Below are 14,496 nucleotides of genomic sequence, written 5' to 3'. Positions count from 1 at the left end.
TTTGCAGCATGATAAATCGGTGTAGCCATTGAAAGGAATTTTCAAATTAAATAATAAGCAGGCGACAATTTTCGCCGCCATCGCCTTTGTTTTCACAATGGTCATGGTTTACCTTCTGCCCGGTTATACAATTACGTTTAGCGGGTTATTAGTCGTTATTTTCCTTTCTGTTTTTGTAAATGATATACGTTCGACAGTGATTGCTGCCGCAGGTAGTTTATTAGTCGTTGTTCTCTTTATGGTCTTGACCAAAGGCGGTGTGACAACAAAGCTGCTGATCGAGTATTTGCTGGTCATTTTCCTGATTCTCTTTACCACGCTATTGGTACTGTATATAAAGCGGCAGAACCAGCACATGAATTTTGAGAAAACCCACATGGCGGCGTTGTATGAAAATGCCACAGAGGGCATTATACTTACCAACCAGAATGGCCAGATAATCTTAGCTAATCCTGCGGCTGTAAAAATGTTTGGATACGGCACCGACGAATTAATCGGCCATAATGTGGAAGTGTTACTTCCGCAAAAAATCAGGGAACATCATATTAAACTAAGAGAAACATTTTACGAGGATCCTCAACATCGGTCAATGGGCTCGGGACGGGATCTGTATGCACAAAAAAAGAATGGTCAAAAGTTTCCGGTTGAGGTAAGTCTCAGTTATTATTATCGTGGTGAGCAAAGATTCGTCATCGCATTTATTGTTGACATTACTCATAGAAAGGTGATCGAGGAAAGCATGAGGCTACAGCAACATGAACTGGAAAAAGTTTCAGATGAAATCCGGACGTTAAATGCTGATTTGGAAATGAAGGTGGAAGAGAGGACCTTGATTTTAAAAGAAGCCTTACAAAAACTTGAGGTGTCGCAGCGCGAGTTGAGCGAAGCACTAGACAAAGAAAGGCAGCTTAACGAAATAAAAAGTCGTTTTGTTTCCATGGCATCTCATGAATTTAGAACACCATTAAGTACCGTCTTGTCCTCCGCTTCATTGCTCTCAAAGTATACCAAAGCCGAAGACCAGGAAAGGAGGGACAAGCACATCGGCAGGATTAAAGATGCAGTTAAAAACCTGAACGATATTCTTGAAGACTTTCTTTCACTGGGTAAGTTGGATGAAGGGAAAATTGCTGCTTCTCCTGGTGCATTTCAAGTAAATGACTTTATTGAGGAAACGATCGATGATGTAAGAGGGCTTTTGAAAAACGGGCAGAATATAGTATATAACCATAATGGCGAAGCAGTCATACATTCGGATAAGAAATTATTGAAAAACATCCTGCTTAACCTCGTTTCAAATGCCATCAAGTTTTCGCCCGAGAACAGCAATGTTGTGGTTACGAGTGAAGTTGATAATGAGGTAGCAAGAATAAAGGTGCAGGACAAAGGAATCGGTATATCTGAAGAAGATCAACAGCATCTCTTTTCCAGCTTTTTTCGTGGCGGCAATGCGGTCAACATACAAGGTACAGGCCTTGGTCTGCACATTGTGAAACGGTATCTTGACTTGTTGCACGGAAAAGTAGATTTAGAAAGTGAGTTATCAAAAGGAACGACAATTACAGTTACAATACCTACTAATTTAACAACTGATGGCAAAGACAATTTTGGTGATTGAAGACAATAACGAGATTAGAGAGAATACGGCAGAAATACTTGAGTTGGCAGGTTATAATGCACTTACCGCAGAAAACGGAAAACGTGGTGTCGATGTAGCATTACGCGAAAAACCATCGGTGATCATTTGTGACATCATGATGCCGGAGTTAGATGGTTATGGTGTGCTACATTTATTAAGAAAGAATGCCGCGACAGAACATACACCTTTCATTTTTCTTACAGCTAAAACAGAGCGAAGTGATTTTAGAAAGGGGATGGAAATGGGTGCTGATGATTATATCACAAAACCGTTTGATGACAGTGAATTGTTGAGCGCTGTGGAGGCAAGGCTTAAAAGAGTCGAATTACTGGAGCAGAAATATCCATCAACCGTATCTGGTTTGACTGAATTTATAAAGGATGTAAAAGCTTCTGGTTTGCTGAAGCAGCTATCGGACAAATACGATATGTATTCCTTTGAAAAAAAGTTAACGGTGTATCATGAAGGCAAGCGCCCACGTTTTTTGTATTATCTAAATAAGGGTAAAGTAAAATGTGTTAAAATGCACGAGGATGGAAAAGAATACATCACCAACCTGTATAACGAAGGAGAGTTTTTTGGATATACTGCCCTGATCGAGGACTCTTTATACGAGGACAGTGCGGTTGTACTTGAGGAAGCTGAAGTGCTGCAAATTCCGAAAGAAGAATTTCTACAGATGATCTATGGCGACATCACTATAGCTGCAAAGTTCATACATATCATTACCCAAAATGTAAAGGAAAAAGAGGAACGTCTGCTGAGCCTGGCGTATAGCTCGTTGCGCAAGAGAGTAGCCAAAGCGCTGATTGATATCGTAGACAAATTTGAAATAACAGACACAAGTAAGGCAATAGAAATCTCCAGGGAAGAAATAGCTCAATACATAGGAACTGCAACGGAGTCGCTCAACAGGACTATTAGTGATTTTAAGGCCGAAGGCTTGATCGATATTAATAAAGGAAAGATTGTACCTGTGAATATGGCAAAAGTTAGAAATCTAAGGTATTAATCGCGTTAAGAAAGTTCGAAGAACAAACCACAAAGAAATTATAAGTAAAGGCGCAAATGAGAACTTTGCGCCTTTACTTTTTTTGCCTCTTGAGGTGATAAAAACTTTTATTAACAGATCGTTTTATCCTGGTATCCATACTCCTCATTTTCTTTCAATTCGCGGCCGTTATATGATGCATACCTTACAATAGTGTAAGCCATCCAAATAACAAGGATGGGAGAAATTGAGAACATGAATAATGAAACGCTCAAAGATACCTCGAGCCGCAACATGATGGTATATACAATAAGATATAGTGTTACAAAAACGGTGGAGAATTTATAATTTTTCATTTTGATATTTTTATGCTTTATCTAAAAAAGTATAAAAATAATACCACTGCTATTAACTAAGAAACCACTGCAGATGCAGTGGCTTAAAACTTAGTTAGATCATATCGTTTTACTTTCTTTTTTATCCATATCATGCCTTTTAATTTAAACAAATGTTTTTTTGGGGGGGTGTTATTTTAATTAACGGGCTGCAGTAACAGGTTAAAATCGACAACGAATCTATCTTTTACTTTTACCAATCCTGCCAATTTGCTTGGGGGAGATAATTTAAAGTCAGCAAAGGAGAAATTTTGATTCCCGTTTAATTTGATAAATGACGTTTCTGTTTTTTCGAAAGTATAAAAGATGTCGAAGCATTTACTGCTGCCCGCCAGTTCTACCTGCACGGTTCCTTTCAATACATCTTTCGAATTGCGCATAACAGGGTTTCTTTCCAATGATAAAAACCGGATCACCAATTTTGGATATTCTTTTGCTTTAAGCGTTTTACGCAAATCACTTGTTAAACGCTTATTATGACAATCGAAATTAAAAACATCTATTTCTAATGCTCCTTTCAACGGAACGGTTTTATTTAAAGGATTTTCTTCAAAACAAATAAGTGTATCAGGTTGGTAGTAGCCTGTAATATCACAACCGAAATTATTGACGTTCGATAATCCTTGTATTCTAAGCGTGCTTGACTTTTGTACCGCCCATTTTGCCGGCTGCTTTTTCATGCCTTTGTCATTGCTTTCTGCAATTGCAAATAATGGTAATAGAAGTATCATGTATAATACTACAAATAAAATCTGGCGGCTATAAGTAAGCATAACTTTGATTTTTGGTGACAGGTTTTATCTCCTGTCACTAGATCTTAAATTGATAAATCAAAGGTATCACGCGTATGCTCCTTCACTCATGATGACCAATGATAAACAATATGATTTTTGTCATGAATGAACAATAGAAGCCGATAGGGTAACGAGCAACTGATGGCTACTTTAATGGCTGAATTTGCAAGCGAATGTAGAATTGGCAATTATAGAAGCTATTTTAAAAATAGCTCAAATTCGAATAAAAGATCTTCAAGTTTGTAGACCCTGAATAAAGAGAAAAAAGTACAAGAGTGCGACGCAACGAAGTTTAATTAGAGGCGTACCGCTCGGTTCAAAAAATATAAAAAATAATGTCTTCAAGCAGCTGTGTAAGCTGTAGCAGACGTTCGACCAAATAAAAATAGTAAAGGCTTTCACCTTTACTATTTCAGTTTTCATATTAGCAACCGGCACCTAGAAACCAACAACAGCTTCTATCACAAATCCGTTGAATTTTCCGCCGTTTCTATAATCAGTTGCAGGGAAATCGTTGTATTTCTGAATAACATATTCTCCTTTCATAAGCACGTTCCTGGTTACGAACCAACCACCAGCAAGAGCCATGCGATTTACTTTTACATCATTGGCTATTCCTGCTAACCGGGCTTTTACAGTGTTGTAGCGAACACCGGCATAAAGATTCTCTGCGGCTCCAAACCTGTACACCACCTCACCTGCCAATTGAGTTGCTTTTCTGTCGTCAGTCTCTGTTTTGGTTCTGCCTTTTGCAGTTTCAAAAGTTCCGAACAATTCGAGGCCTGCCACTTTTAAAAATCCGTTCAACATTGCAGCATCAATTTTTTTGCTGAAGTTGGGGTTTAAGCGACCGGAGAAAGCTATAGCAGTAGACGCTGGAAGTGTTGGGTAATTGGGAGCGGTTTCCATAACGTTTTGATAGTTGGAACCAGCACGATCACCACCATAAAGAGTAAGTCCGCTGCCTGCATTGCTAGAGTTGTGGTAGAAGGTACCTGAAACCCTGAACCTAAGGCGATCTGCCAATTTCTTATCGATTCCACCTTTTACATAAATAGATGGTTGCATGCTTGTATTTTCATCTATCAGTTTACGTTCTCCGTTTACAATGATCACTCCTGGAGTAGCAGAGTCGATGCTTCCTTTGATCATACCATTGGTCATACCAAACATTCCAAACAATCCATTTTTCTGCACATAAACTTCACCCCCGATCTCTGTTGCAAATGCATCCATTATATAACTTTCCATGAAGGGATTGTAAGCGGTATGTCCTCCATCTGATCTGCGGAAGTGTGCATCACCGTAGTTGATTTCCATATGACCAACTTTAATGGTAGTAATGTTCATCAGGTCAGTCCAGAATTTGCCCTTGAATGGCAGTTTATCAAATTGAATGTAACCGCCTTTTACCCATGCCTCGTTGTGGTGACGTGTTGAAAGGTAAGTAGTCACATTTAACCTAATTCCGTCAGCCAGTTGTATATCTGTAAACAGGTTTGCCTGGGCAGTCATAAAACCTGAAGTCAATGGATAAAGCTTATTAGTTGTCTGGCCATTTAAAGCAGTGTTTTTGTGTTTAAGGTTTTGAAACTGTTGTGTAAAACCAGCACCGAACCTAACACGTGGTCCTTCAAAGGGGATGCTGTCGGGCACTTTTGATGTTTCAAAAACATTGATACCTCTTTGGTCATAAGGCCTCCAGTATGACGGGCGCTGGTAAAATTCTTTGTCTAAGGTTTGAGCCATTGTTACCAATGGAAGTATACTTGCTGCCAGTATTGCCATTTTAGTATACTTTAAAATATTCGTTTTCATTTTGCTTGTTTTTATAATTAATTGGTGGGGGTTATCTGCTGAATTTTAGGTTGTATGAGATAGTAATCTCGTCACCTGTTTTTATTGTTCCGAACATTGCTGTTGGTGGTTTAACGCCATACTCTGTCATTTTAAATTTTTTAGAACCTGAGACTGATATGCTTTTGTCTGCGTTTACTTTACCGGTGGCTATTACCTCTGTTTCCCGAGTATTGCCTGCGATTGTTAAACGTCCGGACGCTTTTATGCTATAGGTGTTTGCATCTATTGGAGTAACTGAGCCAGAGCCTGCAACAAATGTTATATTCGGGTTGTTCTCTGCATTCAAGGCTTTATGAGTGTTATTGTCCATCATGTTGTGCTCGCTTTTAAGACTTTTTGCCGGTACAGAAAAAGTCAGTGCAGCTAAGTCGGCAAGCTTATCGTTGTTGAAAGAAAAAGTGGCTTCGCCACCGCCTTTGTCTGATTTCTCTGTCCAGTCGTGCAGAGACGAAGTTCCTGCTACCTGTACGCTACCGTTTTGTGCTCTGAATTTTGCCTGGATGGTATCATCTGTTGGTTTCGCTGCAATTAGGCCTGATGCAAGTAAGAAGAAAAGGGCTGCTGGTTTTGCGATTATCTTTTTCATAACGAGATGCTTTATTTTGTTATTTGGGCTTTTTATTTCCCTTTTGTTTATTCAACAAAGCTATCTGCGCTACGATCTTTTACTGGTGACGATGATTGGTTAAAGAAGTGATCATAATCATGTTTAGGATTTGTAAAAAAAGCTTGGTTCTGTCGCATCTGCTTAACCAATAAGCTTAAGGACTAATTTTATAAGATGTTCAAAGGTTATTGTTTCCCTAAAGAGATCATTCTACAGGCAGTCTATTTTAAATTAAGATTTAGCTTAAGTTATCGAGATATAGAGGAGTTATTATCTATCAGGGGAGTAACAGTAGATCATGCTACTGTACAAAGATGGGTATATAAATTTACTCCATTAATTGAAGAAGTTTTTAGGAAGAGAAAGAAATCAGTAATTAGTAGCTGGAGAATGGATGAAACTTATATTAAGGTAAAAGGGGAGTGGATGTTTTTGTATAGAGCTGTTGATAAGGTAGGGGATACGGTAGATTTTCTATTAACCAAAAGGAGAAATAAGCTTGCAGCACATAAGTTTCTCCTAAAGGCAATTACTAATAATGGTTGTCCGAAGGTGATTAATATTGATAAGAGTGGTGCGAACAGGGAAGCAATCAGAACCTACAATAAGAGGCGTTTAAAGAGAATAAGAATTAGGCAATGTAAGTATCTTAATAATAGGGTAGAAGGAGATCATCGATTTATAAAATGGCGAACTGCAGGAATGTTAGGATTTAAGAGTTTCGAATCAGCATCACGAACACTAACAGGAATAGAAATAGTTAGAATGATTAAGAAGGAACAAGTAAGTTTTCCAATGGCTACCTATTTCAAAACCTTTTGTTCACTAGCCTGATAAATCAGCTGCTGCTTCTGCTAATTTGTATCCTTCATAATAGATGCGACAGAACCGTTTTTCTTCTCCTTTGGACATAGTCAAAGGTGAGGAAATCTACAAAACTGTCGTAGAATTCAAAATCTAAGCTTTCGAAAGTTATCTTTTTCTCTCTATATTCTTCATAAGCTTTTAGCTGTGCGTTCATGCTTCTATAAACACATAATGTCGCCTTTGTTACCTTTTTTTCTTTAGATTTTATATAATCATCCAACTGTAGGTATATATCCTTATTTACTTTCTTCTTTAGAGGAGCTTCAATAACTGATGTAGTATCCGGACTATTTAATGTGCTGATAGCAAAATCAAGCCTAAATGTCTTTTTTACAAATGAACCCGGCTCTTCAATTTTGTTTTTTACAGCGTAGGAAACAATGTCCTGCACCAGTCTGATTATTCTGTCCAATTCGTTGTTCAAATGTTCCACATTCCCAAATGAGGCTGGGAGATTGTCAGAAATACATAGCCGCTTTTTGTTCCAATAATTAGGAGGGATTGCAATTTCAGTGTTCAATAATGTTCGGTCTTCAGAACTGTAACAATACTGAACATAGATAATACTCGTGCTATCACGGCGAATATACTTGCGTTCGCAAATTGGCTTGATTGGTAATAACATAATTTACTCGATTTTTTACTCGATTAAGAATATGTCAACCATTGTAAAGATAGGATGAAGAAAAGCGCAGCCGTTGTTATAGAATGCTGAAAAACAGCACAGTAAATGTAAACTGATGTAAAATAAACGTAAGGATTACAAATTGTAATCCTTACGTTTAGCGGACCGGACGGGACTGCTACAATATTGCTGAAATGCTTACTAGTAAAGGGGTCTGTAAAACCTGTTTAGTAAAAATAGATAAATCGCTTTTACTCCTGTAAAGATTACTATTCCATTCTAATAAACCAATACTTTTTGAAAAAACTTCCAATTCTGTTTAAAGGTATTTTAATACACCATTTATAATAACTCTTATAAGTGGTCTGGTAGCCCCTGTTTCAACTGCACATCAGGATCGGGAGTAGCGAAAGATTGCTTTTCTAAGCAACTAGTCTATTACTGGGAGAGGTCTAATTTTAAGACAATGTCTTTTTGGGGTACAGTTAGGACCTTTTAGCAGCAATAGGTAAGCTGCAATTTCAGTTTATCTTAATATGAAAAATAGTAAAAATAAGCCTCAGATGATCCGTGAAGTCCTGAGGCTTATAGTCGAAATCTGGTCGTTTGGCCAGATTATTTCACATGTCTACCAGTATCTTGGGTAGTTTTGAATGGAGGTAGGTGGAACTGCCTCCATTCTTTTTTTAAAACGTCTGTTAATTTATATTATTACTTGAACACTTAAAATAAAGTTTTCGGGAAATCTATACAGATTTACAAATGAAGTTTACCGAGATAGGAAACAGATGATAGAGCTATTTAAAAAACAGTATTACGATTTAAGCTTTTTTGAAAATTGACACATCAAATATTTTTTTAGTTTGTGCAAATGCTTAAGTTACTAAGGTGTTATAGCCTGATAACCATTAGCAGGATTGAAGCCTCCAAATAGCTTCTTAGTTTATAGAATGCTTGAGCCTTCTTTAAATCGGTATTAGGGTTAGTTAATGAGCCTTGCACTACATTAATCAATCCGGTTGATCTTGGATCTGATGCCAACCATTCTCTGCCTATTGAATTAAATTTATTAAGCTCATCAAAACCTGTTGCGCTACCTACTGTACTTTGACCTTTTAAAAATTCTTTTGTTATCTGTGAGTATTTATCTTCTTTAAAGATGCCACCCTTGCCGGCATTTAAAACACCTGATTTTTTTCTTAGGAAATTTTTTTGTCTTCGGATGCAGAACGTTGCATATCTATTATGCGAAATATTCATTCTCTACTTGCTCCCAAACCTTTTTTAAGACCAGCAACATTTTGTGCTCCACCGTATAGATCCCTACCACTACCTTGTCTTTGAGCTAATTGCATTTCTAACTCTCCAGTTTGATTATAGTCTAATCCAAAACGGAAAGGTTACCGGTTAACCGGCTACAAAAAAAGTAATTTATGTCTTTCTTACATTTCTTTATTACACTACTTTAAATCTAGGAAAAGTATATTTTTAGGTAATTCTTCAGGAAATAGGGTTAAACCCAACAATGAAAACTTTTATAGCTGATATATTCCCAAAACTTCAACAGTTTAGTAATAAACTAGATAACTTAACTTTATTAACCAACCAACATTGGGTGTCTCTTGATAATATCCTTTCAAATAAAACCGTTTACATTTTCCGGACTAATAACGAGCTTTTAGTATCTACTAATGGTAAAGTTGAAAAAGCGAAATGGGAATATTTGGGTAATCAGTCACTCCTTATTGATAAATCCAATGATAGCTTTCTATTTAAACATGGGTTTTTTGATGAAAATATTCTTGCGCTGAAAGTAGACAGTAATGAAGAATATGCTGTATTTGTGAATGAGAACAAGTATGACGGTGAGCTTAACTCAATTGATAGAGTTTTTAATTTTTTAAGTGAAACTTATCTTAGTCCAAGAATAAAACCTTCAGTCGAACAAAGTATTGGAAGGCAATTTCCATTGGATTTGAATATTCACAGCAAAGAGAAGGAAGAAGAAGATAGGAGAAAGGCCAACGAGGAAATGTTTAAAGCTTTAGGTCTTGCTGTGATTGGAGTTTTAGTTGTTTTGTTTATTCTAATTATTATAAAAAAGCATTAGAAGTTTAGGCGTAACGTAGTTATTGCTATCAAGGGTTACTTATTGGTAAATCAAAAGTTCCATTTAAAGCAAATGGATTAGGAATCTTCCAGCTAACAAACTAATAATCAATACAACGAACAGTAAGATCCAAAAATATACCGGCAGTCGTTTCTGTTCATTCATTTTTTCTTTAAGTTCCAACACCTGTTTACTATAATTATCCTTTTCCTGCCTTTCGTTTTCCAAACGCTGATTGAGCAGCGTTTACTCCTTTTTATTTAACTCCTCGTTGCTTAGCAGCTTCTCGTTCAGGTTCTGCAGTTGCTGCCCGTAATTGGCCTCCAATTGCTTTTTAACTGCATCTATTAGTTTCGCCTTAGAATTTTCCAATTGCTCCTTTGTGTTGTTATATACATCCTTTAAGTACTGACCTAGAGCAGTAGGAGTTATAAAGGCTTTATCAGCAATTTTTTGAAGCAGTGGTACGTCTTTCGCATGTCCAATTGCTGTCACGAAAAATGAGGCCAATCTAAGTGATGCTTTTGCTATTACCGTTTTATCAAAAATCTCAAGATTGTCTCCGCCACCTCTTGCTAACATCAATATAAAACATTTTTTCTGGTGATAATTTAAACTCTCTATGATTACTCAGCGAAAGGAAATAGTTAACTACTTGGCACATCTATTTAATGTTTTGTAGATACTTCTTGAGACTCGACTCCACTTTCCTTTTACCAGCTATAGTATTTTCATAAAACAAGGTTCGAAAACTAGAAATATCAAAAGGTAACTTTTCCCTGTTTCTATCACATAATAAAATCGTAGGTTTCTTGATTGCGTGTGAGTAACCAATTTCGTAAAAGACATTTGGGTTGTCTGGTGTGATTTCTGCAATAATAGCTATTGATTGCTCGATGCTTTCAATAATATCTTTTAAAATTGGCGCAGCAGTATAAAATTCGTCTGCCCTAACAGCTTCGTAACCGAATTCTTCAACAACAGGTTTTATCACGTCTTCGTACAACTCATTATATTCCTTCGAAAATTGCATAACGATAAAAATTTTTGGTTTGATTGGAGAAGCTTTTAAATCATAAATTTCTAAATGTCCTTTAGTAGATGCGCGAATTTGTAATGGAGCCTGTTTGCTGTTTATAGTTGTCTCAACCATAAGTATGTTATTGACAAATAGTTTCGCATAAGAGCCAAATACATCCAGCCGCATTCGTAACGATTCATTTAACGGATAGTTTTTCAAACCCCCTGCTTCAATTATTGGTTTGAAATGACTAATAGCATCGCCAAAAAGAAATGATTTAAAAGTATTACTCAAACCTGCGGTAGCACCTGAACCATCTTGGGTTTGTAAAATCCATAATATACCGGAGTCAATATGGTTTGTTTTAAATGTCAACTCCAACGATCCATTAGTAAAAATCACGTCTGAACGCACTTCACAGGTTGTAACTTCCTTTGCCTGTTTCTTTACATCTTTTGTCTCTTTAGTTCGGTCGGTTACTTCCTTTTCTTGGGTTGTATTTACAAAATCGAGCATTATCCTACCATCGCTGATTTTTGCATCGCCTTTTAGTACAGTCAAGTTCTTTACATCCATGTAAATAGTTTTAAAATTTTCTACCCTCCAATATATGACTTAAAACTACTGATCGCACTTGACATTATAGCACAATGAATTCTGTTGGAATGTTTATACTTATAGTAGTGCAGGATTAAAAAAAGGGATCTTTTGAAAAATAGTTTATAAAAGCACGTGCTTGACGTTTTATTTGTTGATTATTTCTAAAATTGCGGAAGATTTGTACATCAGTGATATTCCTGAATGATGTTTGTCATAACCATCGACAAGTAAATGTCCCGCGTTAATTCCAACTAACATAATTGGTCTATAAAAATCTTCGCCCGCTTGTAATCCTGCCCCTATAGGAAAGCCTTTTTGAATTGCAAATACAGGACTACCTGATGAACCTCCATAAGAAAAGGCCTCATAAGCTATGCATTCTCCAATACTTTCTTTCTTGTTGGAATAATTAAATCTGGGGTCGCTTGCTATCGTTCCGGTTCTTAATATAGGATTGTTGTTCAACTTGTCATACCAATCGGGGAAGCCTGGGAAAGCAACAAAGTCGCATACTGATAATTTGGAATTTATCTTTTCAATGTCAGCTATCATAGCATAGTCGATAGGAAATTCAATTTTTTGTTGCTGACCGCCATTTATTTGAACTCGAATAATGCAAGCGATGTCATTCTCATATGTTTCTGAAAAATGTAATTCACTATAATTGCTAATATCTAATTCAATTATTTTTGTTGGCAAGCCTGTTGCCGGATTGTTTTGTCTATTATCTACTGTTAATTTTGTCAACCTAAAAGTTTTATACTTGGCTGTTGGTTCCATGTAATCTCTATCTACGTTATGCCGATTTGTTACTAAACATGCCTGTCTGTTTTTGTTTGTTACAAAGAATGCAGTGCCAATACCCGTCAATGTTTTGCTAGTTTGATCACATCGAAAGGTTGACGTGAGTTTGCAAGCTGTATACAAAATTGTACTTGAAATTCCGTGATTCATTTGTCCTTAGAATAAGTGTGTTTAAAGATTGCTTTCAACATCAAAGTGTTTATAAAGTTCGATAATTAAAAAAGTCAGCTTCGATTAACTCTAAAGTAAAATGTAGATTTATAGTTGGATGCTTAATGTCCAGCCACAATTTTATCGACACACTGTTATGCGCGGTCATCTTGGAACCTCGACAATTTCGACCTTTCTCGCCTGAAAGAATCCTTTTGGAAAATGCTTCTGGAACAAAAAGTCAAACAGCAACTGAAGCACTAAGTATACTACTAGCGTCTTTAGCACTTTACTTACCATTTCTTGGCTCCAACTTTTTTGGTAAAGTTCATCTTCACTGAGTTGCTTCTTTCCAGTTGGATTCTGAGCAGCAGGAATTATTTTAAACCCACCCTGTAGCTTAATATATAAATCCTGATATATTTGGTTATTTACAAACCAAAGAACAAAGCCACAAAGCGAAAGAACGATTCCAAAAATAATTCCGCTATTACAATATGATATGACTTGCTCCTCAAATGAATAAAGGTTCGCCAATTGCTGCCTCGTAATAACAAGAGAATCTCCTTGGCTATTGTACTGACTTGCCCACCTGTTTCTTTGACTGGTCAAATCGACATATATTTTATGATACGTTGAGTCATATACAGAGCGCCCTTTGGGCTGTTTGTATTCATATATGACATTCTGCTTTCTGCTTTCCATGTCTCTCATAACGCTATCCATCTGTTTAAGGCCAATATCAATCGCTTTATTCGAACCTTTAAGTGTGTTATTCCTTAGTGTGAGGGAAAACTTCTCAATGTCATTATCCTTGAAAGTAAAAACAGGGGTAAGAAATGATGTAAGCAAAATAACCAATCCAAAGAAGGTGAGAAACTTGTAAAGAGTATCTGTGGGTAAACTTGGTAGGTTAACTGGAGTCATTTCAATTGGTTTTGGTTGCCCGAATACGATTGCGCACAACTTTTAAATAAAAGCAACTTACCTAAATATTCTCATTCTGGAAAAGGTTACGTAACGACTGACATTCAAACTTTTGCAACAGCGTTTATTTGTGCAAGAAATATTAAAAAGGGCTTTGTCAACACAAAAAACGAAACTCTGACTAACAAAATTTCAATCGAAGAGGGAAGTGGATTTATCGAAGATTGAGTATTTGAAAGATTAATTAAATGGGTAAACTTATTACAAACCGGAGTTTTAAATACAATTTGTGGACAAGCATAAGAAGCTTCGTTAAAATATAATAGACTGCCATCATTGCGAATAAGGGTACTGCAACTATAGCAAAGAGCAACAAAATAAAAACCAAAGCGGAAATATGTATCTGGAATAGTAGGAAAGAGTATTGTTGCTTCTCGTAAGCAAACGATCTACAATCATAAACTATAGGGTAATTCATAAACTACAGGATAATTCGTGTTATGGCTTTTTTAATTTCGAGATAATAAGGTCTTATTCTTGTTCTCCCTATTGCCCATGTCTAATTGCTTTACCTTCAAGCATAAATCGTCTGTCCAACATGACTTATTTCTATGCCTATCCCTCAAGACATGATGCTGGAATAATATTTTCTTCAATACCTTTAGAAAAAGGAGATAGTGTTAAGTTATTATATATGAAGAATTCCAGATTTACAAAAGGTGAAGTAAATGATAAACCTGAATATATAACTTTTCTGAAAAAAGACGGTATTCGTCCAATAAAGTTTGGAATGGTAGAGTTTGAGAAAACAGAAGGAAATTCGACAAGTGCTCGTGAACTTGAGTTAAAAATGGGGGATGAAATAGATATTGAATTTTCAAGTGCCGTTATAGACTGGGAAGCGTTTATATTGAAAGAATTAAAAAGAACAGGAAAGAAGATTAAAATAGCACGTTTTTTTAGAAGCTTTTATTGGGGTACATAGGTCGTGGCAATGCTTACTGGCGCGATTTTGCCAGCTTCGTGTGCACTGCAGGTGATTACTCTCCATTTAACCTATTGTAGATAATATAGAGACCATCAATTTAGCAATAGTATTCTCTTTA

At 36.5% G+C, this 14,496-nt stretch carries 15 protein-coding genes; 5 read left to right on the top strand and 10 right to left on the bottom strand.

The genetic code is table 11. The features are described 5' to 3' along the window. Positions 1-28: 28 nt before the first annotated feature. Positions 29-1,618, top strand: a complete 1,590-nt coding sequence (locus SAE01_RS20455) for a PAS domain-containing sensor histidine kinase (protein ID WP_246113292.1) — start codon at positions 29-31, stop codon at positions 1,616-1,618. Further along, entirely contained in the window at positions 1,593-2,651 is a 1,059-nt protein-coding gene (locus SAE01_RS20450; protein ID WP_147205670.1) for a response regulator, read from the top strand. The genes SAE01_RS20455 and SAE01_RS20450 overlap by 26 nt, the downstream gene beginning before the upstream one ends. Before the next feature lie 110 nt (positions 2,652-2,761). Here SAE01_RS20450 and SAE01_RS20445 read toward each other — a convergent pair whose 3' ends face one another. From SAE01_RS20445 to SAE01_RS20430, 4 genes are all read right to left on the bottom strand, one after another. Further along, a complete protein-coding gene (locus SAE01_RS20445; RefSeq protein ID WP_147205669.1) occupies positions 2,762-2,986 on the bottom strand; it encodes a hypothetical protein in 225 nt (74 codons plus the stop codon). Between the two features lie 176 nt (positions 2,987-3,162). Beyond that, positions 3,163-3,798 carry a YceI family protein gene (locus SAE01_RS20440; protein WP_147205668.1) on the bottom strand — a complete coding sequence of 212 codons (636 nt, stop codon included), beginning with the start codon at positions 3,796-3,798 and terminating at the stop codon, positions 3,163-3,165. A 459-nt stretch (positions 3,799-4,257) separates the two neighbouring features. Then, positions 4,258-5,637, bottom strand: a complete 1,380-nt coding sequence (locus SAE01_RS20435) for a hypothetical protein (protein WP_147205667.1) — start codon at positions 5,635-5,637, stop codon at positions 4,258-4,260. A 31-nt stretch (positions 5,638-5,668) separates the two neighbouring features. Next, positions 5,669-6,265 (bottom strand): YceI family protein, encoded by a 597-nt coding sequence (locus SAE01_RS20430; protein ID WP_147205666.1) that lies wholly within the window; start codon positions 6,263-6,265, stop codon positions 5,669-5,671. 195 nt (positions 6,266-6,460) lie between these two features. Here SAE01_RS20430 and SAE01_RS20425 point away from each other — a divergent pair, with 195 nt between their 5' ends. Then, positions 6,461-7,120 (top strand): IS6 family transposase, encoded by a 660-nt coding sequence (locus SAE01_RS20425; RefSeq protein WP_147205665.1) that lies wholly within the window; start codon positions 6,461-6,463, stop codon positions 7,118-7,120. 34 nt (positions 7,121-7,154) lie between these two features. Here the strand turns inward: SAE01_RS20425 and SAE01_RS20420 are convergent, their stop codons facing one another. Together SAE01_RS20420 and SAE01_RS20415 are read right to left on the bottom strand one after the other, a co-directional pair. Next, positions 7,155-7,778: a phage integrase SAM-like domain-containing protein gene (locus SAE01_RS20420; protein WP_147205664.1), complete on the bottom strand. Its 624-nt coding sequence runs from the start codon at positions 7,776-7,778 to the stop codon at positions 7,155-7,157. Positions 7,779-8,669: 891 nt separating this feature from the next. Beyond that, positions 8,670-9,038, bottom strand: coding sequence for a hypothetical protein (locus SAE01_RS20415; protein ID WP_147205663.1), 369 nt, complete (start codon positions 9,036-9,038; stop codon positions 8,670-8,672). Positions 9,039-9,303: 265 nt separating this feature from the next. On the opposite strand from SAE01_RS20415, the gene SAE01_RS20410 reads away from it, so the two are divergent. Beyond that, the gene (locus SAE01_RS20410; protein WP_147205662.1) at positions 9,304-9,888 is read left to right on the top strand and encodes a hypothetical protein; all 585 of its coding nucleotides are present in this window, start codon (positions 9,304-9,306) and stop codon (positions 9,886-9,888) included. 246 nt (positions 9,889-10,134) lie between these two features. On the opposite strand, the gene SAE01_RS20405 is transcribed toward SAE01_RS20410, so the two are convergent. The 4 genes from SAE01_RS20405 to SAE01_RS20390 form a co-directional block, all read right to left on the bottom strand. Beyond that, a complete protein-coding gene (locus SAE01_RS20405) occupies positions 10,135-10,512 on the bottom strand; it encodes an exodeoxyribonuclease VII large subunit (RefSeq protein ID WP_262713382.1) in 378 nt (125 codons plus the stop codon). Positions 10,513-10,552: 40 nt separating this feature from the next. Beyond that, the gene (locus SAE01_RS20400; protein WP_147205660.1) at positions 10,553-11,485 is read right to left on the bottom strand and encodes a TIR domain-containing protein; all 933 of its coding nucleotides are present in this window, start codon (positions 11,483-11,485) and stop codon (positions 10,553-10,555) included. A 168-nt stretch (positions 11,486-11,653) separates the two neighbouring features. Further along, positions 11,654-12,463, bottom strand: a complete 810-nt coding sequence (locus tag SAE01_RS20395; RefSeq protein WP_371860479.1) for a trypsin-like peptidase domain-containing protein — start codon at positions 12,461-12,463, stop codon at positions 11,654-11,656. Positions 12,464-12,628: 165 nt separating this feature from the next. Continuing rightward, the gene (locus tag SAE01_RS20390; protein WP_147205658.1) at positions 12,629-13,390 is read right to left on the bottom strand and encodes a hypothetical protein; all 762 of its coding nucleotides are present in this window, start codon (positions 13,388-13,390) and stop codon (positions 12,629-12,631) included. 598 nt (positions 13,391-13,988) lie between these two features. Between SAE01_RS20390 and SAE01_RS20385 the strand changes: the two genes are divergently transcribed. Then, a complete protein-coding gene (locus SAE01_RS20385; RefSeq protein WP_147205657.1) occupies positions 13,989-14,375 on the top strand; it encodes a hypothetical protein in 387 nt (128 codons plus the stop codon). The last annotated feature ends 121 nt before the right edge of the window (positions 14,376-14,496 follow it).

Origin of the sequence: Segetibacter aerophilus (assembly GCF_007991655.1) — a bacterium.
GTDB lineage: Bacteria > Bacteroidota > Bacteroidia > Chitinophagales > Chitinophagaceae > Segetibacter > Segetibacter aerophilus.
Note: the sequence above shows the minus strand (reverse complement) of the source record. Positions and strands in the feature narration are given on the sequence as shown.